The 19,649-nt window shown below is 62.4% G+C and carries 26 protein-coding genes and 1 pseudogene; 20 read left to right on the forward strand and 7 right to left on the reverse strand.

Annotation, left to right across the window (positions count from 1 at the left end; all coding sequences use genetic code 11):
• Positions 1-197 precede the first annotated feature (197 nt).
• The 4 genes from AC1VON_RS12385 to AC1VON_RS12400 all read left to right on the forward strand — a co-directional run bounded on the left by AC1VON_RS12385 (position 198) and on the right by AC1VON_RS12400 (position 2,860).
• Complete coding sequence (locus tag AC1VON_RS12385; protein ID WP_483122706.1) at positions 198-464, forward strand: helix-turn-helix domain-containing protein; 267 nt, start codon at positions 198-200, stop codon at positions 462-464.
• A gap of 168 nt (positions 465-632) precedes the next feature.
• Positions 633-1,361 (forward strand): LuxR family transcriptional regulator, encoded by a 729-nt coding sequence (locus AC1VON_RS12390; protein WP_483122710.1) that lies wholly within the window; start codon positions 633-635, stop codon positions 1,359-1,361.
• A 66-nt stretch (positions 1,362-1,427) separates the two neighbouring features.
• Positions 1,428-2,042, forward strand: a complete 615-nt coding sequence (locus AC1VON_RS12395) for an acyl-homoserine-lactone synthase (RefSeq protein ID WP_483122714.1) — start codon at positions 1,428-1,430, stop codon at positions 2,040-2,042.
• Between the two features lie 119 nt (positions 2,043-2,161).
• Positions 2,162-2,860, forward strand: a complete 699-nt coding sequence (locus AC1VON_RS12400) for a winged helix-turn-helix domain-containing protein (protein ID WP_483122716.1) — start codon at positions 2,162-2,164, stop codon at positions 2,858-2,860.
• A gap of 76 nt (positions 2,861-2,936) precedes the next feature.
• Here AC1VON_RS12400 and AC1VON_RS12405 read toward each other — a convergent pair whose 3' ends face one another.
• The 3 genes from AC1VON_RS12405 to AC1VON_RS12415 are packed head-to-tail and all read right to left on the reverse strand — an operon-like array spanning position 2,937 to position 5,021.
• On the reverse strand, positions 2,937-3,713 hold the full coding sequence (locus AC1VON_RS12405; protein ID WP_483122719.1) for an amino acid ABC transporter ATP-binding protein: 777 nt from the start codon (positions 3,711-3,713) through the stop codon (positions 2,937-2,939).
• Positions 3,713-4,372, reverse strand: a complete 660-nt coding sequence (gene ehuD, locus AC1VON_RS12410) for an ectoine/hydroxyectoine ABC transporter permease subunit EhuD (RefSeq protein WP_483122723.1) — start codon at positions 4,370-4,372, stop codon at positions 3,713-3,715. Before ehuD ends, AC1VON_RS12405 begins: the two co-directional genes overlap by 1 nt.
• Complete coding sequence (locus AC1VON_RS12415; RefSeq protein ID WP_483122726.1) at positions 4,362-5,021, reverse strand: amino acid ABC transporter permease; 660 nt, start codon at positions 5,019-5,021, stop codon at positions 4,362-4,364. Before AC1VON_RS12415 ends, ehuD begins: the two co-directional genes overlap by 11 nt.
• A 391-nt stretch (positions 5,022-5,412) precedes the next feature.
• Here AC1VON_RS12415 and trbB point away from each other — a divergent pair, with 391 nt between their 5' ends.
• The 12 genes from trbB (at position 5,413) to AC1VON_RS12475 (ending at position 16,082) form a co-directional block, all read left to right on the forward strand.
• Entirely contained in the window at positions 5,413-6,396 is a 984-nt protein-coding gene (trbB, locus tag AC1VON_RS12420) for a P-type conjugative transfer ATPase TrbB (RefSeq protein ID WP_483122729.1), read from the forward strand.
• Positions 6,393-6,725, forward strand: coding sequence for a TrbC/VirB2 family type IV secretion system protein (locus tag AC1VON_RS12425; RefSeq protein WP_483122734.1), 333 nt, complete (start codon positions 6,393-6,395; stop codon positions 6,723-6,725). The genes trbB and AC1VON_RS12425 overlap by 4 nt, the downstream gene beginning before the upstream one ends.
• On the forward strand, positions 6,725-7,006 hold the full coding sequence (locus AC1VON_RS12430) for a VirB3 family type IV secretion system protein (protein WP_483122738.1): 282 nt from the start codon (positions 6,725-6,727) through the stop codon (positions 7,004-7,006). Before AC1VON_RS12425 ends, AC1VON_RS12430 begins: the two co-directional genes overlap by 1 nt.
• Positions 7,007-7,016: 10 nt before the next feature.
• Positions 7,017-9,467 (forward strand): conjugal transfer protein TrbE, encoded by a 2,451-nt coding sequence (gene trbE, locus AC1VON_RS12435; RefSeq protein WP_483122741.1) that lies wholly within the window; start codon positions 7,017-7,019, stop codon positions 9,465-9,467.
• Positions 9,464-10,222, forward strand: coding sequence for a P-type conjugative transfer protein TrbJ (gene trbJ / locus AC1VON_RS12440; protein ID WP_483122747.1), 759 nt, complete (start codon positions 9,464-9,466; stop codon positions 10,220-10,222). The genes trbE and trbJ overlap by 4 nt, the downstream gene beginning before the upstream one ends.
• Positions 10,223-10,307: 85 nt before the next feature.
• On the forward strand, positions 10,308-10,553 hold the full coding sequence (gene trbK-alt, locus AC1VON_RS12445) for a putative entry exclusion protein TrbK-alt (protein ID WP_483122751.1): 246 nt from the start codon (positions 10,308-10,310) through the stop codon (positions 10,551-10,553).
• Positions 10,554-10,555: 2 nt separating this feature from the next.
• Positions 10,556-11,914, forward strand: coding sequence for a P-type conjugative transfer protein TrbL (trbL, locus tag AC1VON_RS12450; protein WP_483122755.1), 1,359 nt, complete (start codon positions 10,556-10,558; stop codon positions 11,912-11,914).
• 4 nt (positions 11,915-11,918) lie between these two features.
• The gene (trbF, locus tag AC1VON_RS12455) at positions 11,919-12,608 is read left to right on the forward strand and encodes a conjugal transfer protein TrbF (protein ID WP_483122760.1); all 690 of its coding nucleotides are present in this window, start codon (positions 11,919-11,921) and stop codon (positions 12,606-12,608) included.
• Entirely contained in the window at positions 12,605-13,669 is a 1,065-nt protein-coding gene (trbG, locus tag AC1VON_RS12460) for a P-type conjugative transfer protein TrbG (protein WP_483122765.1), read from the forward strand. Before trbF ends, trbG begins: the two co-directional genes overlap by 4 nt.
• Entirely contained in the window at positions 13,666-14,802 is a 1,137-nt protein-coding gene (locus AC1VON_RS12465) for a TraB/TrbI/VirB10 family type IV secretion system protein (RefSeq protein ID WP_483122769.1), read from the forward strand. The genes trbG and AC1VON_RS12465 overlap by 4 nt, the downstream gene beginning before the upstream one ends.
• 1 nt (position 14,803) lies before the next feature.
• Positions 14,804-15,025, forward strand: coding sequence for a DUF2274 domain-containing protein (locus tag AC1VON_RS12470; RefSeq protein ID WP_483122771.1), 222 nt, complete (start codon positions 14,804-14,806; stop codon positions 15,023-15,025).
• A gap of 385 nt (positions 15,026-15,410) precedes the next feature.
• Entirely contained in the window at positions 15,411-16,082 is a 672-nt protein-coding gene (locus AC1VON_RS12475) for an outer membrane protein (RefSeq protein ID WP_483122775.1), read from the forward strand.
• A 45-nt stretch (positions 16,083-16,127) separates the two neighbouring features.
• On the opposite strand, the gene AC1VON_RS12480 is transcribed toward AC1VON_RS12475, so the two are convergent.
• Positions 16,128-16,316, reverse strand: coding sequence for a hypothetical protein (locus tag AC1VON_RS12480; protein ID WP_483122779.1), 189 nt, complete (start codon positions 16,314-16,316; stop codon positions 16,128-16,130).
• Between the two features lie 627 nt (positions 16,317-16,943).
• Here AC1VON_RS12480 and AC1VON_RS12485 point away from each other — a divergent pair.
• The gene (locus AC1VON_RS12485) at positions 16,944-17,243 is read left to right on the forward strand and encodes a DUF1236 domain-containing protein (protein WP_483122783.1); all 300 of its coding nucleotides are present in this window, start codon (positions 16,944-16,946) and stop codon (positions 17,241-17,243) included.
• A gap of 352 nt (positions 17,244-17,595) precedes the next feature.
• On the opposite strand, the gene AC1VON_RS12490 is transcribed toward AC1VON_RS12485, so the two are convergent.
• Complete coding sequence (locus AC1VON_RS12490) at positions 17,596-17,823, reverse strand: hypothetical protein (protein WP_483122788.1); 228 nt, start codon at positions 17,821-17,823, stop codon at positions 17,596-17,598.
• Between the two features lie 84 nt (positions 17,824-17,907).
• Between AC1VON_RS12490 and AC1VON_RS12495 the strand changes: the two are divergent.
• The 3 genes and pseudogenes from AC1VON_RS12495 (at position 17,908) to AC1VON_RS12505 (ending at position 19,253) form a co-directional block, all read left to right on the forward strand.
• A pseudogene (locus tag AC1VON_RS12495) lies at positions 17,908-18,768 on the forward strand (ATP-dependent DNA ligase).
• Positions 18,768-19,007, forward strand: coding sequence for a hypothetical protein (locus tag AC1VON_RS12500; protein ID WP_483122791.1), 240 nt, complete (start codon positions 18,768-18,770; stop codon positions 19,005-19,007). Before AC1VON_RS12495 ends, AC1VON_RS12500 begins: the two are co-directional and overlap by 1 nt.
• 24 nt (positions 19,008-19,031) lie before the next feature.
• Positions 19,032-19,253 (forward strand): DUF768 domain-containing protein, encoded by a 222-nt coding sequence (locus AC1VON_RS12505; RefSeq protein WP_483122793.1) that lies wholly within the window; start codon positions 19,032-19,034, stop codon positions 19,251-19,253.
• An 11-nt stretch (positions 19,254-19,264) separates the two neighbouring features.
• On the opposite strand, the gene AC1VON_RS12510 is transcribed toward AC1VON_RS12505, so the two are convergent.
• Both AC1VON_RS12510 and AC1VON_RS12515 read right to left on the reverse strand, forming a co-directional pair.
• On the reverse strand, positions 19,265-19,453 hold the full coding sequence (locus tag AC1VON_RS12510) for a hypothetical protein (protein WP_483122796.1): 189 nt from the start codon (positions 19,451-19,453) through the stop codon (positions 19,265-19,267).
• Positions 19,450-19,638, reverse strand: a complete 189-nt coding sequence (locus AC1VON_RS12515) for a hypothetical protein (protein ID WP_483122800.1) — start codon at positions 19,636-19,638, stop codon at positions 19,450-19,452. The genes AC1VON_RS12510 and AC1VON_RS12515 overlap by 4 nt, the downstream gene beginning before the upstream one ends.
• Between the last annotated feature and the right edge of the window lie 11 nt (positions 19,639-19,649).

The following is a 19,649-nucleotide window of genomic DNA, read 5'->3' on the forward strand; positions in this document are numbered from 1 at the left end:
GACGGCTGATCTCGCCTGGGGAAGACGAGGACATGTCGTGCGCGAGCTCGCGAGACGGCCGACTCGTCATGGCTATTCCTTGTCCAGGAAACGATGAATTCGCTTGTAGTTTCAAACAGCCAGCAGCGCGGCTGTCAATGCGGAATGTGCACTATAGTGTGTCGCACCATAGTGCGCGTCGTTGCATCCGTTGTTTGATGAAACTTCGCGGCGTTTTTGGTCTGAACGTGCAGCGGCTTCGGAGAGAGCGGAAACTCTCTCAGGAGCAGTTGTCTTTCGTTTCGGGCCGCACGCGCGCCTATATCAGCAGCGTCGAGGCCGGACGGCGCAACGCCACGCTGGATACAGTCGAAACTTTGGCCAAGGCGTTGAATGTCGAGCCGCAAGAGTTGGTTTCGGCAAGTCCGGCAAGTAGGCGCGCTATTCGGGTGACGAAGCCGGCGGCTTCAAAGTCGAACGAATGAAGCCAAACGTCCTCGATGCAGTATTGGTCCGGTTTTCATTAATCTCGTCTTTGTGATGGACGATTGACTCCTTTAGTGCACATTCGATGCACGTCCCATTGAAGATCGCGTCTCGACACTCATAGGTTGTTGTGCGGGGTAGGGCCTGACTGTGGTTGAGGTCTGCCGATGGAGAACGAAACTGTTATCGACCTTTTTGCGGCGATCTCGAGGATCGACACTGCGCGGTCGGCTGACGCAATCCTTCAAGAGTTTCGCGCGGCGATGGCGCGCTACGGATTGCGCAATTTTCTGATCACCGGACTGCCCGTGCCGCACGACACGGACTGGCGGCGCGAGATTCTGGGCGATGGATGGCCTCCTGAATGGCATCGTCGCTACGTCACCGAGGCGCATTTTTTGCATGATCCTTGTGTCGCCCAGTGTCGGCATTCGCCGGAGCCTTTCCGATGGGGTGAACTGCCGGCCGCAAGGCTGGCTGCACGCGCGAAGCTGGTGATGGATGAGGCGGCGGAGTTCGGGATGAAAGAAGGTATCTGCGTCCCAATTCATGTCCCATTGGCCGGGCCAGGCGTCGTCACGGCCGCGAGTGACCGGATGGAAGTTCCGCCAAGCGCAGTCCCCTTTATCGAGACGCTTTGCGTGCATACCTTTCGCAGCCTCTCAGGACTGGGAACGCCCGCCGATACCGATGAGCCCACGCCATTGACGGCGCGCGAGCGCGAACTCCTGGAGTGGAGCGCACAAGGCAAATCCACCGACGACATCGCTTGTATTCTCGGCGTCACCAGGAACACGGTCGAAAGTCATCAGCGCAACATCCGAGGAAAGCTCGACGCGATCAACGTCGCGCATGCCATCGTCAAGGCGTTGCGACGGCAGGAAATCCAAATTTAGCAATACCTGAATACCGTCATACGTACGACAAGTCCGTTTTACTACGACCCTGCGCCTGGAGGCGTCATGGTTCGTATGCATTTGGTCACGTGGGATAACAGGAAGCACTACAGGAAAGTTCTGGAGCGCTACTTTCGCATAAGGTACGACATTTACGTCAAGCAAAGGGGATGGCGCGCCGTCGGCCGGCCCATCAACATCGAGATCGACGCTTTCGACAACGAGCATGCGATTTATGTTCTGGCGCTTGACACCAACGGCAAGATCGTTGGCGGCTCCCGTCTCGTGCCGACGCTGCAGCCGCATCTCATGAGCGAGGTGTTCCCGGTTCTCGCTGGCGGCAGGCCTCCGAGAGCGGCTGAGATTTTCGAATGGACGCGCTTCTTCGTCGTTCCATCGCTTCGCACGCAAGGCGCCTCGTCGCCGGTCGCCGGCTTTGTTCTCTGCGGTCTGCTTGAGACCGCGCAAAGCCTGGGGATTCGACAGATCAGCGTGGTGTGCGAGACATTCTGGCCAAAACGTCTGCGCGCGCTTGGCTGGACGCTGACCGAGCTCGGTGAAGTTCTCGAACATCCCGACGGCGACATCATCGCCCTGCTGATCGATGTCACGTCCGAGGCTGTTGAACAGACGCGCCGCGCTTACGGCATCAGAGGCGTCATACTCGCGGACAAGATCTAGGCTCATAATCAGGCATTTGCGGAAGGCCCCGCGAGGCCTCGATCGTCAGGGCATATTGTCATCGCGCCCATTTGCGCGGTAGTCAGCCTTATGATGTATCGAACCCGGTTGATGGACCCATGAAGCCGCTGGTCCTCATCTCCTCGAAGGACCCGGATTTTTTCCTGGTTTTCGGGCACATACTTTCGGTAGCTGGCTTCGAAATACGGCTGATCACGGGAGAACGGGAAATCGCACGCGCCATCGAGGCGGCAGCCCCGCTTGCCGTGGTCATGGACTGCCATCCAGGCGACCGTGCAGTGGTCAAACAGTGCGCCTGGCTGAAGTCTACCGCCGCGACCAAAGGGACTCCGGTCGCAAGCTTGGTTGCCCCGCGTTCGGGCAAGCTGCATCTCGATTTGATCAAGGCTGGCGTTGACGAGATATTTTCGCGGCCGTTCGCCCCCGAACAGCTTCTGGCCTGGCTGCATGGCAAAGCGGGCCTTGCGAAGCTATCGCGCGAAACGGACTCGGGTGAGTTGGTGCAGGGCGACTTCCGGCTGGAGCGACAGACCCATCGGACATTCTTCAAGCAAAAAGAAATCGTGATGCCACCGATCGAGTTCAAGCTTTTGCGCAGCCTTTTGGCGCAACCTGGCAAGGTCTTCAGCCGCGAGGAACTGGTCGCGACCGCATGGCCTGAACATGCCGCCGCAACCGACGTGCGGGGGGTCGACGTCCATATAGCCAGGCTGCGCAAAAGGCTTCGGGCATCCGTGGGAAGCGATGTGATCCGAACTGTCCGCTCAGTCGGCTACGCATTCGCCCCGGAGTGGTAACCTGCTCGGCGCTTCCGGCAATCGGCGCGCGCGTGCGCGCCGATTGCCGGCACGCCGGGACCGAACGCATCGACTCTCAATGGTTCAGGATGGTATCCAGGAACAGCCGGGCGCGAGGGTGAGCGGCGGCTGAGAAAAAGTCTTTGGAAGTGGCCTGCTCGACGATGCGGCCTTCGTCCATGAAAATGATTTCATCCGCGACTTCGCGTGCGAAACCCATTTCATGGGTCACGCAGACCATGGTTACGCCGCTTCCCGCCAGCGCGATCATGACGTCCAGTACTTCCTTGATCATTTCCGGGTCGAGCGCCGAAGTGGGTTCGTCGAACAGCATGATGCGCGGATTGAGACAAAGCGCGCGCGCGATCGCCACCCGTTGTTGTTGACCGCCCGAGAGCTGAGCCGGGTAGGCCTGCGCCTTGTCGGGGATGCGCACCGCTTTCAGATGCTGCATCGCGATCTCTTCGGCCTCACGCGCCGGTTTCAGGAGAACCCGGCGCAGCGCTAGCGTGCAGTTGGCGAGAACGGTGAGGTGTGGAAACAGGTTGAAGCTCTGAAACACCATGCCTGTCTGCCGGCGCGCCTTCGCGGCAGCGCGGGCATCCTTTCCCAGAGTTGCCGCTTCGAACTGGATCGTTCCCTTCTGGAAAGGCTCGAGACCGTTGATGCAGCGGATCAAGGTCGACTTGCCGGAGCCGGACGGTCCGCAAACGACGATGCGCGCGCCCGCTCCAACCGTCAGATCGATGTCTTTCAAAACCTGCAGGGGACCGAACCATTTGTTGAGGCCGTCGATCCGCACATGAGGGATGGATTGAACGGCCGGCACTGGATGTGGGGCTTGAGCGAGCATCAGCGACGTCCAGCTGCAAGCAGTCGCTGTTCGATGCGCTTAACGCCATAAGTAATGATCAGCGCCAGGGCGAGAAACAGAATGCCGGCGACGGTCAGCGGTTCTGCGTAGCGATAGGTCTCGGAAGCGATATCGAAGGCACGGCCGAGCATTTCGGGCACGGCCAGGATCGCGAGATAGGGCGTCGCCTTGAGGATCGAAACAACATAGTTGCCCAATGGGGCGGCGATGTTGCGCAACATCTGCGGCGCGATGACGAAAACGACCGTGTCGCGGCGTGTGAGCGACAACGCTCTGGCTGCTTCCTGCTGGCCCTTCGGGATCGCGTCGATGCCCGCTTTGAACACCTCCGCCAGATAACCGCTGTAATAGAGACTCAGCCCCAATACGCCGACCGTCATGGCGCCAAGCCGGACTCCGTAGAAGGGCAGCACGAAATACAGGAAATAGAGCCAGGCCAGAACCGGCGTCGAGCGGATGAAGTCGATCAGGAAGCGGACGGCGAGGCCAGGCGCACCGCCGCCGCGGCGGATCATTTCGAAAGTGAAGCCGAGCGCGGAAGCCCCGATACAGCTCAAGACCGTTGCGAGCAGGGTGGTCCCAATCGCCCCGATGATCGTCGGGATGGTCGATAGTGCGAAGTCGAAGTTAAATCCCACGCGGCGTTCCTCTTTCAGGATTGACCCGCGCCTCAAGCCAGCGGCCGGCAAGCGCGATCGGATAACACACGACGAAGAAGGCCAGCAGCAGCGCCGAATAGATCGCGACCGGGTCGTATTCGGTCTGCGCGATCTCCTTGGCCCGGAAGGTCATGTCCGTCAGCGTGACCAGCGAGACGAGGGAAGTCGCCTTGACGAGCTGGATGAGGTTGTTGACGAAGGTGGGGCTCATGGCGACCAAGGCCTGCGGCAGTTCGATCAGAAACAGGATCGCCGGGCGCGAGAGGCCGAGCGCCATGCCCGCCTCGCGTTGGCCGGCCGGAAGAGATTGCAGCCCGGCGCGAACCGCCTGGCTGGCATAGCCGCCGGCGTTGAGGCCGAGCACCAATGCACTGACGGTCAGCGCCGATAGAGTGATCCCCATCACTGGCAGCACGTAGTAAAAAATGAAGAGCAGGACGACGACCGCCGAGCTGCGCCAGAATTCGATCACGGCGGTGACCAGAAGGCGCGTCATGCCGGTGGTCAGAAACTGCGCGACGCCGAAGACGAGCGCGAAGGGGACTGCAAAGATCAGGCCATAGGCCGTGACCTCTGCGGTGATACCCAGCCCTTGCAGAATGCCCAGCCAGATGTCGAGCATGCTCACGGGGTCCCACCACTCGTCGCCGAGGCGGCTGGCGACAATGTCGGTATCGTTTCGGCGTGCCTGAGGAAGGCGGCTCTGCGCCGAGACATCGCGCCCTCCGGACCGGACCTCATGGCAATCCTCCGCGCCGTGAAATGGACGATCGCCTGTAGGGGCAGGCCATCGATGGCTCTCTCATAAACCTAGCGGGACTCGAGTGTCAATAAACGTAGACATATTATTGCAGAAGTTCACATTATCGCGCCGCTGCCGCCGGCACCGCCGTTGGCCGGTCATTGCACGCTACGCTGCGATGACGGCTGAAACCCGTTGAAACGGAGTCCTTCAGGCCTCTTTTGATCGTCCCCGACCGGGCGTTGTTCGACGCGGTCCCGGCTCAAACGGGGACAGAATGGCCATATCGCACAACGATACCGAAGGACGCGCGCGCAGCGCGCGCATGTTGCGCACCGCGCTCGGACCAGCCATCGGCCGGTTTCTCGACGATCCCGCGATCGTCGAGGTGATGCTGAACCCGGATGGCCGCATCTGGGTGGACCGGCTTTCGGAAGGTTTGGCCGATACGGGGGAAATGCTGGCGCCTGCCGCTGGCGAGCGGATTGTGCGCCTGGTCGCCCATCATGTCGGCGCCGAGGTCCATTCCCGTTCCCCACGCGTCTCGGCCGAGTTGCCGCAGACCGGTGAGCGTTTCGAGGGCTTGTTGCCGCCCGTCGTCGCAGCACCCGCCTTCGCCATCCGCAAGCCCGCCGTGGCCGTGTTCACGCTCGATGACTACGTCGTGGCAGGCATAATGTCCGCCGGCCAGGCCGCGATATTGCGCGCCGCGGTTGCCGGTCGCGCGAACATCCTTGTCGCCGGCGGCACATCGACTGGCAAGACCACCCTCACCAACGCGCTGCTCGCCGAAGTGGCTAAAGGGATGGATCGGGTCGTCCTCATCGAGGACACAAGCGAACTGCAGTGCGCCGCGCCGAACCTTGTCGCAATGCGCACCAAGGATGGCGTCGCCACGCTCGCCGACCTGGTTCGCTCTTCGCTGCGCCTGCGCCCCGATCGCATTCCCATAGGCGAGGTGCGTGGCTCAGAAGCTCTCGACCTTTTGAAGGCATGGGGCACCGGGCACCCCGGCGGCATCGGCACCCTTCATGCGGGTTCCGGCATCGGTGCCCTGCGCCGCCTTGAGCAGCTTATCCAGGAAGCCGTCGTCACTGTCCCGCGTGCGTTGATCGCCGACACGATCGGCCTCGTCGCCGTCCTGTCGGGACGTGGCACCGCGCGACGGCTTAGCGAACTCGTCCGGGTCGAGGGTCTCGGCCCTGACGGCGATTATCGCATTGCTGAAGCCACACCGATCAACCCAGGAGAAACCCCATGATCCGCCTCCTTGCACGCTGCCACCACCACCTGGCCGCGGGGGCCACCGCCCTTGCCGTTAATCTCCTGGTCGCGTCGAGCGCCCATGCGTCAGGCTCCTCGATGCCGTGGGAACAGCCGCTCGAAAAGATCCTGCAGTCGGTCGAGGGACCGGTCTCCAAGATCATGGCCGTCATCATCATCATCGTCACCGGCCTGACGCTGGCCTTCGGCGACAGTTCGGGCGGCTTCAGGCGGCTCATCCAGATCGTTTTTGGCCTTTCGATCGCCTTCGCGGCGTCGAGTTTCTTCCTGTCGTTCTTCTCGTTCGGCGGCGGAGCGTTGATCTGATGACAACCGCTCTTGAACAACTCGACGCGGTGCCAGGCTGGACGGTGCCCGTCCACCGGGCGCTGACCGAGCAGATCCTGCTTGGGGGCGCCCCGCGCGGGATCGCGATCCTCAATGGCACGCTGGCAGGCGCCGTCGGTCTTGGGCTGCGGCTCTGGCTGGCCGGTCTTCTCATATGGGCAATCGGACATGCCGCCGCGGTATGGGCTGCCAGGCGCGATCCGCTGTTTTTCGAGGTCGGACGCAGGCACTTGCGGCTGCCCGGACATTTTTCGGTTTGAGGGCGCCGCTATGATGAGCCTTGCCGAATACCGCCGGATCGCAGCTCGCCTCGCCGACTATCTGCCTTGGGCCGCTCTCGTGGCGCCGGGCGTCGTGCTCAACAAGGACGGCAGTTTTCAGCGCACCGCGAGGTTTCGCGGGCCCGATCTAGACTCCGCCGTCGCGGCGGAACTGGTTGCTGTGGCATCGCGCATCAACAATGCCTTTCGTCGCCTCGGCTCGGGCTGGAGCATCTTCGTCGAAGCGCAGCGGCATGAAGCGGCCTCCTATCCCGAGAGCCAGTTCCCCAATGCAGCCTCCGCGCTGCTCGATGCCGAGCGAAAAGCCGACTTCGACGAGGAGGGGGTTCATTTCGTATCGAGCTACTTTCTCACTTTCCTGTTCCTGCCGCCGCCGCAAGACGCCACGCGCGCCGAGGGATGGCTTTATGAGGGGCGCAACCAGTCGGGCGCGGATCCGGGCGAGATCGTGCGCGCCTTTGTCGACCGGACAGAGCGCGTGCTGTCCCTGCTCGACGGGTTCATGCCGGAATGCCATTGGCTTGATGACGGCGAAACGCTGACCTACCTTCATTCGACGATCTCGACCAAGCGCCATCCGGTGCGTGTCCCCGAAACGCCGGTCTATCTCGATGCGCTGCTGGCCGACGAGCCGCTCGCCGGCGGGCTCGAGCCGCGGCTTGGCGACAAGCATCTTCGCATGCTCTCGATTGTCGGCTTCCCGACCGCCACGACACCCGGCCTGCTCGATGACCTCAACAGGCTGGCCTTCCCCTACCGCTGGTCGACCCGCGCCATCCTGCTCGACAAGGTCGACGCTGCGCGCCTGTTGGCCAGGATTAGGCGGCAATGGTTTGCCAAGCGCAAGAGCATCGCCTCGATCCTGAAGGAGGTGATGACCAACGAAGCGTCAGCCCTCCTTGACACCGACGCCGCCAACAAGGCGGCCGACGCCGACACGGCGTTGCAGGAGCTCGGCGCCGACATGGCGGGTATGGCCTATGTCACCGCGACCGTCGCCATATGGGATTGCGACCCGCGCGTCGCCGACGAGAAATTGCGCCTTGTCGAAAAGGTCATCCAGGGCCGCGACTTCACGGCGATTGCCGAGACCGTCAACGCCGTCGACGCCTGGCTCGGCTCCTTGCCTGGGCACGTCTATGCCAATGTCCGCCAGCCTCCCATCTCAACGCTCAATCTCGCCCACATGATGCCCCTGTCTGCCGTGTGGGCGGGGCCGGAACGGGACGAGCATCTGGTCAGTCCTCCCTTGCTTTACGGCAAGACCGAAGGCTCGACGCCGTTCCGGTTGGTCCTTCATGTCGGCGATGTCGGTCATACGCTCGTCGTCGGCCCCACTGGCGCCGGCAAGTCGGTGTTGCTCGCGCTGATGGCGCTGCAGTTCTGCCGCTACCGCAACGCTCAGATCTTCACCCTCGATTTCGGCGGCTCTATCCGCGCGGCGGCGCTCGCCATGGGCGGCGACTGGCACGATCTCGGAGGGCGCCTCACCGAAGGCATGGGCGCTTCCGTTTCGCTGCAGCCGCTCGCCCGGGTTCATGACACATACGAGCGCGCCTGGGCGGCTGACTGGATCGTCGCGATCCTGACGCGCGAGGGCATCCAGATCACCCCGGACGCAAAGGAGCATATCTGGGCGGCGCTGACGTCGCTTGCCTCGGCTCCCATCGAGGAGCGCACCATCACCGGGCTGAGTGTGCTCTTGCAGGCCAATGACCTGAAACAGGCATTGCGCCCGTACTGTGTCGGAGGCGCCCACGGCCGATTGCTCGATGCCGAGGCCGAACACCTCGGCCAGGCATCCGTGCAGGCCTTCGAGATCGAAGGACTGGTGGGCACGCAAGCCGCGCCAGCTGTCCTGTCCTATCTGTTCCACCGCATCGGTGATCGGCTCGATGGGCGTCCAACGCTGCTCATCATCGACGAAGGCTGGCTTGCCCTCGATGACGAGGGGTTTGCCGCGCAGTTGCGCGAGTGGCTGAAGACGCTGCGCAAGAAGAACGCCAGCGTCGTCTTCGCCACCCAGTCACTTGCCGATATCGACAATTCGACTGTTGCGCCGGCGATCATCGAAAGCTGTCCAACCCGGCTGCTGTTGCCCAACGAACGCGCGGTTGAGCCACAAATTACCGCCATTTATCGGCGCTTCGGCCTGAACGACCGCCAGATCGAAATCCTGGCACGAGCAACACCCAAGCGCGATTACTACTGCCAGTCCCGGCGCGGCAACCGTCTCTTCGAGCTCGGCCTGTCCGAGGTCGGGCTGGCGCTTTGTGCCGCGTCCTCGAAGAGCGATCAGGCCCTGATCGGCAGCATTATCGCCGAGCATGGCCGCCGCGGCTTCCTGGCGGCCTGGCTGCGTGCCCGCGACGTCGGCTGGGCCGCCGACCTCATTCCGAACCTCATCCCTCCTGAACCTGAAAAGGATCTTCAACCATGACTGTTCGTCAAAGCCGCCCGCACGCCCTTCTCCTGGTCGCGGCGATGCTCGCCGCGCCGGTCGCGATCTCACCGATGATGACGGCGCCAGCCTATGCCTTCATCGTGTTTGATCCATCGAACTATTCCCAGAATGTTCTGACGGCCGCGCGTTCGCTGCAGCAGATCACAAACCAGATCACCTCGCTTCAGAACCAGGCCCAGATGCTGATCAACCAGGCGCGCAACCTGGCGAGCCTGCCGTTGTCTTCGCTGCAGCAATTGCAACAGTCGGTGCAACGCACGCAGCAGCTTCTCGGCCAGGCACAGAACATCGCCTTCGACGTCCAGCAGGTCGACAAGGCCTTTGAGCAGCAATACGGCAGCGCCTCGCTTTCTGCGTCCGACCAGCAGCTCGTCACGGAGGCGCGCTCGCGCTGGCAAAACACGGTGGGCGGCCTTCAGGACGCCATGCGCGTCCAGGCGGGCGTCGTCGGAAACATCGAGACCGGCCGCGCGCAGATGTCGGCGCTGGTCGGCGCGAGCCAATCGGCGACCGGAGCGCTGCAGGCGACGCAAGCTGGCAATCAGCTTCTTGCGCTCCAGGGCCAGCAGCTCGCGGACCTGACCGCTGTGGTCGCCGCCAACGGCCGCGCCCAGGCGTTGACTGAGGCCGAGCGTGCTGCCGCGGTCGATCAGGGCCGCGAGCAACGCCGCCGCTTCCTGGCGCCCGGCTCGGGCTATGAGGCCGGCTCGGTCGAGATGTTCAACCGCTGAAGGCGATGGCCATGGACGGCAAAACCCTCGCTCGCACGGTGGCGGTCGTCTTTTTTCGGCCGCCGTCATGGCGGCCGCGCTTGGCATGAGCCGGAAGAAGGACAATCCGGTGGGCGAGGGCGCGCACACAACAGCAGGCTTGATGCCGAACCCGCTTCGCGATGGCCTGCGCCGCTGCCAGGTCCTCGGCGAGGCTGCTCTGCGTGACGATGGATGTGCGCGGCTGTGGGCCGAGCAGCGCGATCGCTTCCTCGGTCTCGAAAAGCCATTGGAGAGTTCGACAAGCGTGCCGGCACCGTCGTCAGATGCTGCGATGCGCGGGGGCCAATAGACATGGGCAATACCGGCGTCATCGACCAATTCCTGGCCACCTTCACCCGCTACATCGACAGCGGGTTCGGCCTGCTCGGCGGCGAGGTCGCCTTCGTCGCCACCACGCTGATCGTCATCGACGTGACGCTCGCCGCGCTCTTCTGGAGCTGGGGCGCTGATGACGACATTCTTGCGCGGCTTGTCAAGAAGACGCTCTTCGTCGGTGTCTTTGCCTATCTGATCTCCAACTGGAACAGTCTCGCTCAAATCGTCTTCGAGAGTTTCTCCGGTCTGGGTCTCAAGGCGAGTGGAACCGGTTTCTCGGCACAGGACCTGCTGCACCCCGGCAAGGTGGCGCAAACCGGCCTCGACGCCGGACGGCCATTGCTCGAGGCGATCTCCGGTTTGATGGGCTACGTCTCCTTCTTCGAGAACTTCATCCAGATCGCTTGCCTGCTCTTTGCCTGGGCGCTCGTCCTGCTCGCCTTCTTCATCCTGGCGGTGCAGCTTTTTGTAACACTGATCGAGTTCAAGCTGGCGACGCTGGCCGGCTTCGTGCTGATTCCCTTCGGCCTCTTCGGCAAGACTGCGTTCATGGCCGAGCGCGTGCTGGGCAACGTCATCTCGTCCGGCATCAAGGTTCTGGTGCTTGCCGTCGTCATCGGCATCGGATCGACGCTCTTCGGCCAGTTCACCCAAGGCTTCGGCGGCGAGAACCCAACCATCGACCAGGCCATGGCGATCGTGCTGGCGGCGTTGTCACTGCTCGGCCTCGGCATCTTCGGTCCCGGCATCGCCAACGGCCTCGTCGCGGGCGGACCGCAGCTTGGCGCCGGTGCGGCCGTTGGCACTGGCCTTGCCGCGGGCGGCATGGCGGTTGCGGGCTATGGTGCAGCCGGCCTGGCGGCGCGCGGTGGCACAGCCGCATTCTCGGGCGCGCTGTCGGCCGGGCGTGGTGCCACGTCGCTCGCTGGCGGCGCGTCGGCTGCCTATGGGCGTGGCGCCGCCGGCCAGGCTGGCGCGGCAGGCATCGCATCCGGCATGGGCGGCATTGCGCGCGCTGGCGCGTCGGCAGCTGCCTCGCCCCTCAAGCGCGCCGCCGCGAACACCGGCCAATCACTTAAGTCAAGCTTCGCCTCCGGTGCCAGTTCGGGGGCTGAAGCCACTGGCGGTTCGTCGACCATGGGAACGATCGGCGGCGCAGCCGCTCCTGCGGCCGGCGCGGGCAAACCGTCCGGCGCTCAAGGACAGCCCGAATGGGCCAGACGCTTGCAGCGCTCACAGCGCCTCGCCCACGGCGCCCAGACTGCCGCCCACGCGGTGCGCGCCGGCGACAGCCATGGCGGCGGAGCCTCGATTTCTCTCTCTGAAAGCGAATGACCGAATGAATCTCTTTAGGCGCCCCGCCGTCCACTATGGCAAGACCCCTCAACCGGAAACCCCCTATCAAAAGGCGGAGCAGATCTGGGATGAACGCATCGGCTCTGCCCGCGTGCAGGCACGAAACTGGCGCGCCATGGCGTTCGGATCGCTCATCTTGTCGGCAGGCCTCGCCACGTCACTGGTCTGGCAGTTGGGCCGCGGTACCGTCGTGCCCTGGGTGGTGCAGGTCGATACGCTGGGCCAGGCCCAAGCGACCGCGCCCGCGATCGCCGACTACAAGCCGACCGATCCTCAGATAGCGTGGCATCTCGCCCGGTTCGTCGAGCAGGTGCGCTCCATCCCTGCCGATCCGATCATCCTGCGCCAGGACTGGCTGCGCGCCTATGACTGGACGACCGACCAGGGCGCCGCGGCGCTCAACGACTATGCGCGCGCCAACGACCCTTTCTCCAGGGTCGGCAAGCAGCAGGTCGCGGTCGAGATTTCGTCGGTCATACGGGCTTCGCCCGGTTCCTTTCGTGTCGCCTGGGTCGAGCATCACTATGAAGGCGGTCAGCTTTCCGGCACCGAGCGCTGGACGGCGATCCTGACGATTGTCACCCAGATGCCAAGCGACGCCGAACGTCTTCGCGCCAATCCCCTCGGCATCTATGTCAACGCCATCGATTGGTCGCGGGAGATGAGCCAATGAGCCCGACATCGCGGCTTGCTGCCGGCACGGTTTTCTCAAGATGTCTGCTATCGGCCATGTTGGTCTCGGGGAATGCGCTGCTTGCGGGCTGCGCAACGCCTTTGAAGAAGCCGCCGAAGATCACCTACGATGCCTATGTCCCGCCTTTGCCGCCGGCTCCGGTCGCCGCGACAGACCAAAGGCCGAAACCCCTTCGCGTCCCGCCAGGCTGGGCTCCCGCTCAAGGCGGCGCCATCGGCAGAACGCCGGCCGCCCGTATCGAGAACGCAAACGCTGCGGCGCGCGTGGAGCCGCGCCGGGAGGGCTACTACAACGCAATTCAGATCTATCCATGGAGCGAAGGAGCGCTCTACCAGGTCTACGCCGCGCCCGGCCAGATAACGGACATCGCACTTGAGCCGGGCGAGAGCCTGGCCGGCGACGGTCCGATCGCCGCCGGCGATACCGCGCGCTGGATCATCGGCGACACCGAAAGCGGCTCCGGCATCGCCCGGCGCGTCCACGTCCTGGTGAAACCCTCGCGGGCGGACATCACAACGAACCTCATCATCGCCACGGACCGGCGCAGCTATATGCTTGAGCTGCGGGCAGGCGTGAAGCCCTACATGCCCGCCGTTGCGTGGTCGTATCCGTCTCAGAAAGCGGGGCTTATGCAGAGCATCGCCACAACGCCGGTCATTCCGGACGCTGCTGCACGCAACTATCGCTACGGCCTTACGGGCGACAGCCCGCCCTGGAGGCCGGTGACAGCCTTCGATGACGGCCGCAGGGTTTACGCCGTGTTTCCGCGCGGCATCGCGCAAGGCGAGATGCCGCCGATTTTCGTCATCGGTCCGGACGGCGAGGCTCAAACCACCAACAGCCGCGTCTATCAGAACATCCTGATCGTCGACCGCTTGTTCGGCGCGGCTGAACTGCGTCTTGGCGCCGGCTCGAGGCAGCAGACCGTAAGGATCGTGCGCACCGACGGAGGAAGAAGCGATGTGTTATGGCGGAGGCCGGGCGACAGCGGTGCGTCGAAAGGGCCGAGCTCAACGCAGAGGGGAGCGCTGCGGCCATGAACGAGAAGGATACGGCCGTCGAGCCCATGCGCCTTCGCGCCGACCCGCCGCGCGTGACGCGCCTGTCGCGCAAGATGCTCGCAGGCATCGGCTTCGTGGCCTCGCTCACTGTCGGGAGCGCGCTGATTTATGCTCTGCGCGACGCGGATACGATCAAGCAGGGCGAAGAGCTCTACCCTACCTCCAACCGGCCGCCCGCTGATGGACTGGCACGCCTGCCGCGCGACTATACCGGCCCGGTACTTGGGCCGCCGCTGCCTGGCGATCTCGGCAGGCCGATCCTCGATGCCCAAAACAGAGGACAGGCCGTCGTGCCTCCCTCAATCGCAAGCCCCGAGATTGACGAAGCCGAGCAACGCCGGCGCGCTGAGGAGGAAGCGGCAAGAACCTCGCGCGTCTTCTTCCAGACAGGGCAAGGAGACGCCAGGACCGCCGAAGCGTCCGCCCCTCCCGTTAATGACCTTGCCAGTCAGGTCGGTCAGCCAAATGCCGGGGATCGCCAGCTCTCCTTCCTGTCCGCCGGCGCTGACCGACGTACAGTCGCGCCAGATCACGTCACGCCTCCAGCGTCACCTTATGTGCTTCAGGCCGGTGCCGTGATTCCGGCCGCGCTCATTACGGGTATCCGTTCGGATCTGCCCGGCCAGATCAGCGCTCAGGTAACCGAAAACGTCTATGACAGTCCCACCGGCCGCTCGTTGCTCATCCCGCAGGGCACTCGTATTATCGGGCAGTACGATAACGCAATTGGTTCGGGACAGAGTCGCTTGCTGCTGGTCTGGAACAGGCTGATCTTTCCCGACGGACGCTCCATCGTTTTGGAGCGTCAGCCTGGCGCGGATGCTGAGGGCTATGCCGGCCTTGAGGACGAAGTCGACAATCACTGGGGTGAGTTGTTCAAGGCTGCGGCGTTGTCGACCCTTCTGAGCGTCGGCGCGCAGGCCGGTTCCTCGGATCAAGACAGCGACATCGTGCGTGCCCTGCGCAGCGGCGCTTCCGATAGCGTCAGCCAGGTAGGCCAACAGGTGGTTCAACGGCAACTCGCGATCGCGCCGACGCTTACGATCCGACCCGGGTTTCCCGTTCGTGTCCTCGTCACCCGCGACCTCGCCCTTGAGCCATACGGAGGTTGACATGGCCAAATTGAAGCTTGCAACGATCGCCGACGATAAGCCGGTCAAGGTCACGGTGGAACTGCCGGCGCCCCTGCATCGTGATTTGGTGAAGTATGCAGAGATCCTTGCGCGCGAGACCGGGCAGCCATCTGCCAATCCATCGCGCCTGATCGCGCCGATGCTGGAACGGTTTATCGCAACGGATCGCGGCTTTGCCAAAGCAAAGAAGGGGGAGGCTTAGATCAGGTTCCAGTGGCCCACGATACCACCTCGTGGACATCCCAGCGCACTTCCTGAACTTGCCCGCTGATCTCCCCCAAGGGACAGCGGGCCTTTTTGCCCGTAAGCGGAACCTGATATTCGTCGGCTGGTTCTTGAAGTGCAGCATCCGCTCCGCTGCGGCTAGGGGAATTCGCTCTTAGCCGGGCCCGCCTCTACCGCCATTGGGGCGGGCCCACTTGCCTGCTCCCTGTACGTGGTGCCCGCTGCCGAAAGGTGGCGAGCTTTTAATGTTGCGTAGTTGCAACACGTATCTACAACTTTGCCGCGACCGCCGATGATGCCTTTACAAGGGCGTTCGATGCCTCATCTTCGCAAGCATGTGAACTAGGCGGCGGAATCTGACCATGAAAAAAGCTCTTCTAGCATTGGCTCTTACCCTTGCGTGGGGCACTTCGGCTTTCGCGGCCGATGCCCTTGTAGAAGCGCCTACCGGCTACAATTGGACGGGGGCCTATATCGGCGGTGTGGTCGGTTACAATTTCCTAAAAGGTGACGTGTCCATTCCGGGCTACATTCCTTCGGATTACGACGGCGACAGCAGTTCGGCCTCGATCGGCGGCCAGATCGGCTATCAGTATCAGTTCGACAACAACTTCGTTCTGGGCGCCGAAGCCCGCTTGGTGGCGGTGTTCAACAAGAAGTCGGTGGACACGGTCGGCGCTGGGGGTACTGAGGATTTTCGCACGGGCGCCAACTGGCAAGGCGACATCGTAGCAAAGGCCGGCTACGCGATGGGTAACTTCCTTCCATACGTCAAGGGCGGCGTAGCCTTCCTTGGCCTTCACCGTACCGGGTACGAGGAAATCGACGGGACCTCCGCTCTGTTCAATCGCACCTATACCGGCTGGACGATCGGTGCTGGTGCCGACTATGCGCTCAATGACAAGTGGGTGGTCGGCGTCGATTATGCCTACGCTCATTACTCCGATCATAACTTCGAGAATGACGTTGTGGGCCCAACGTTCGTGAAGCCCAGCACCCACACGGTCTCACTAAGCCTGAACTATCGGTTCTAGGCAAACAGATAGGAGGCCCGTTACTGCTCGTCGTGGAGGGCTTTTCTACAGGCGGGTGACCTTGGCAAGCCCCAGTCGTATCCGCTGCCCTTCTGCATAGGCTACCGCCAACAATTCCAGATCAAATGCGCGGGTAAGTTCTTCGTCGTCGGACACTATGCGGACGAACCATTCTCCACAGGCCTCGACCACTTCAATGGATGGCGGCGCTTTGTTTGAGTTAGCGCTTTCCATGGCAGCATCCCTAAAGCTGTGAGACAAGGATCGTATGATCCTTGTGGAGAGGGGCCGCAAGGCTCAAAAACGTACATTGGCGTCGTACGAGCGCAACCGTCATTCGCTAATTCGCGAGCCAAAGACCCGCTACCAGTACCACGCCCATTATGGACAGCGGTATTGCCAGGAACAGCATACCTTCGACAAGGCGGGCCTCTCTGTCGCTAAACATCTTCAATCTCAATGCGATAGTTTAGGGTTCGCCCGCAACAAGGAACGCGAGCGAACCCAATCGGCGAAGGAAGGGACGGGCAACGCCGATCTGTTAGGCGCTGGGTCATCCCAACGCGATTCCGATTGCCAAGAAGGTGAGGGCCATTGCAAAGACCGGTGCGAGCAACCAGCGCGCTTGTCCGATACTCTTGTCCATCTATTCCTCCGTGGGAAGCCTTCATCACAAAAGCCACAAAACCGGTTACGTTCCGGGCGACGCTTCACGCCGGACCAATGCCACATGCCGCTCGGACCATGGTCCCGCAGCCAGTGCGACTGACGTCCAGTCACCGGAACGTTTGCGACCAAGCCATGTTCTTTCGGAGCCGCCCTCGACATTCTGCCGAAGGCCGGGTCACAAAGGAGAACATCATGAAATTGCACCTCACAGGCGCCGCTGCGGCGTTGTTGCTCCTGGCTGGCGTTGGCGCCGTTGCCGCCCAGGATGTTGTCATCACGCCGGAACAGGACACCGTTGTGCGCACGTATGTGAAGAAGCAGCCTCTCGCTTCGGTGAAGATCCCCGGCGTCGAACTCAATATCGGCACTGCTCTTCCCGACACTGTCGAACTCCACGAAGTCCCTGACGTCAAATACCGCTACGTCGTGGTCGACAACCGGACGGTACTCGTGGATCCAAGCACGCGAAAAATCGTCAAGATCTACGACTGATCTTCAACCCCTCGGCCAGCCCGTCACGGCCGTCTCCGTGGCGGGCTTTTTCATACCTGCGGAACTTCGTTTCAACTCGCAGGTTGGCACAGGGCGACGTGCTACCCCGGAAGGTGCTTGTCGCGGGCCGGGCCCGCTACTGCTTCGTCAGTGGCGGGCTTCCTTAGGAAAAAGCGAGGACACCACATGAAAAAGTCATATGAAAAGCCTACGCTCATCAAGCGCGAACGTCTTTCAAAGGTTACGGCGGGCCCCGGCCCTTCAGTCATAATCGTTGTCCCAAGCCCGAGCTGAGACAGCAAGTACCTGCTCCGAAAGCCCGCTGGCTCCCGCCGGCGGGCTTTTTTGCATTTCAGGCTATCTTGATGTTCGGCGCCGGCGGCTTCACGGCTGTCTGCAACTGCAACCGCTCGACAGTGGCGATGATCGCGGCGGCGATGGCCTCCGCCTCATCCATCAGGCTCGGGCCATGGGTGCCGTTGACGGCTTCCTCGCTGGGCAGCACGCCCGGTAGGCAGTGCTCTTCCATGGTGGCTCTGATCAGGCGCAGCGCTACGCGTCCCTCGGGATCGTTCTTCATGATCGACCGAACACGGCGCCGCGGTAAAAGTTCCGGAACCATTTTAGCTTAAGCTTATTGAATCGCGATCCCGCGAGTGAGTTCATGCGTCTGAAGTTTGTCGAGCCTCGGCTGCCGACCCTTGTCGACAAGCCTCCCGAGGGCGACGAATGGATTCACGAGATCAAGTTCGACGGCTACCGATCGCAGATCATCATCGACGAGACGGGCACACGCGTTTTCACCCGAAACGGCATGGACTGGACGGCGAAGTATCGGGACCTGGTTGCGGCGGCCAAGGCGCTGGGGCTTGAAAGCACCATTATCGACGGCGAGATCGTGGTGCTGAACGAAGATGGGCTTTCGAACTTCGCGGCACTGCGTAAAGCCATTACCAGCCGGCAGCACGACCTCTACTTCGTCGCCTTCGACCTCTTGCACCTCAATGGCCACGATTTCCGTGACATGGCGTTGGAGGATCGGCGCGAGATCCTAGAGGGCATCGTCCAGCCCGACAGTCGCATCCAGTTCAGCTAGGCCATGCCGGGCGAGGCAAGCGCCATCTTCCATCTGATCGACGAAGCCGGCATCGAGGGCATGGTGTCAAAGCGGCGCGACAGCAAGTATCGCAGCGGCCGGTCGACCAACTGGCTGAAGATCAAGAGCTATGCGGTCGAGGAATACGATCTGCTCGGCGTCGAGCGCGAGATGGGCAAGCCGGCCTTCGCGCTGATGGCCGAACGGAAGACCGGGAAATATGTCGGATCGGCCTTCATCAGTTCGAGCCGTGCCATCCGCGAGCGCTTTTGGAAGCGCGTGCAGGAGCATGCTGGACCGGCGCCGAAGGGCATGAAGCGGCCGGCGACACAATGGGTCAAGCCGGGCATCATCGGCCGCGTGAAGCACTTACGCGGCGAGGAGGATCTGCGGCACGCTTCGCTGCAGGATTTTCGGGAGGAAGATTGATGGCCGTGGCTAAGAAAGACCAGGAGCGCGTGAACTACGCCTGGATGTATGGCGCACAGGCCCGCAAGGACGGCAAGGAGCGCGCGGTGCCCGACTTCTGGCAGGAATTTGCCGACGCCTGGCTGCAGGGCTTCGACGGCCTGGCTTTGGCGGGTGCGGGAAAGGCAAAGACTGTGGGCGACCAGATGGAAGCCGAAGTTGATGAGGTTGGCGTAAGCGATCCACGCACCGGAACTTAAGGGCTCCGTCAAGCTTAAGGCTCAATGAGCACTCGCGGAATCGACTTCCTGCACCAATGGATTCAGAACAATGTTCCGGAGACGGCAAAATCGGACGCCGTCTCCATTTCCGAGATCACTCATAAGCTATTCGCCGACGCCAAAGCGCTCGGTATCAAGCGCGAGGAAATCGATGATGAGGTCGATAGCCTTTACCGCACACTGTTCGAGTGGATTGTGCATTTCCAGGCTGGCTTGGCCGACTGAGTAGCCTACGCCTAGAGATACCGATCGCCATGGGCGCGGTGCTCAAAGCAAAACCAGCGCGATTCCATCCGCTGCCGCGCAAAGCCCCAACCGGCCACTTTCCCGCATCCCTGGTGCTCGCAGGTATGGCCAAGCACGTTGGCGCGGTCGCGCTGCGCCTGCGTCATGCCTTTGGCAAGTTTGATTGGTTCGTCGCTCATCCGTAGCGCTTGCCGACGGACGGCGCATTCAGGGCCTTGAGCTGTTCTTGAAGGCGACCGTTGAGAACGATCATTTCCTTGAGAGCCTTCATCGTATCGCCATTGTGCACGGCGACGAACTTGTCGGCGACAGCCTGCAGGGCAGCTTCCTGGCGGCTGTCGAGAGTGACGATGCGGTCTGGCATGGCTTGCCTCC

It is taken from the genome of Mesorhizobium sp. HAY1-8B, from assembly GCF_056868045.1.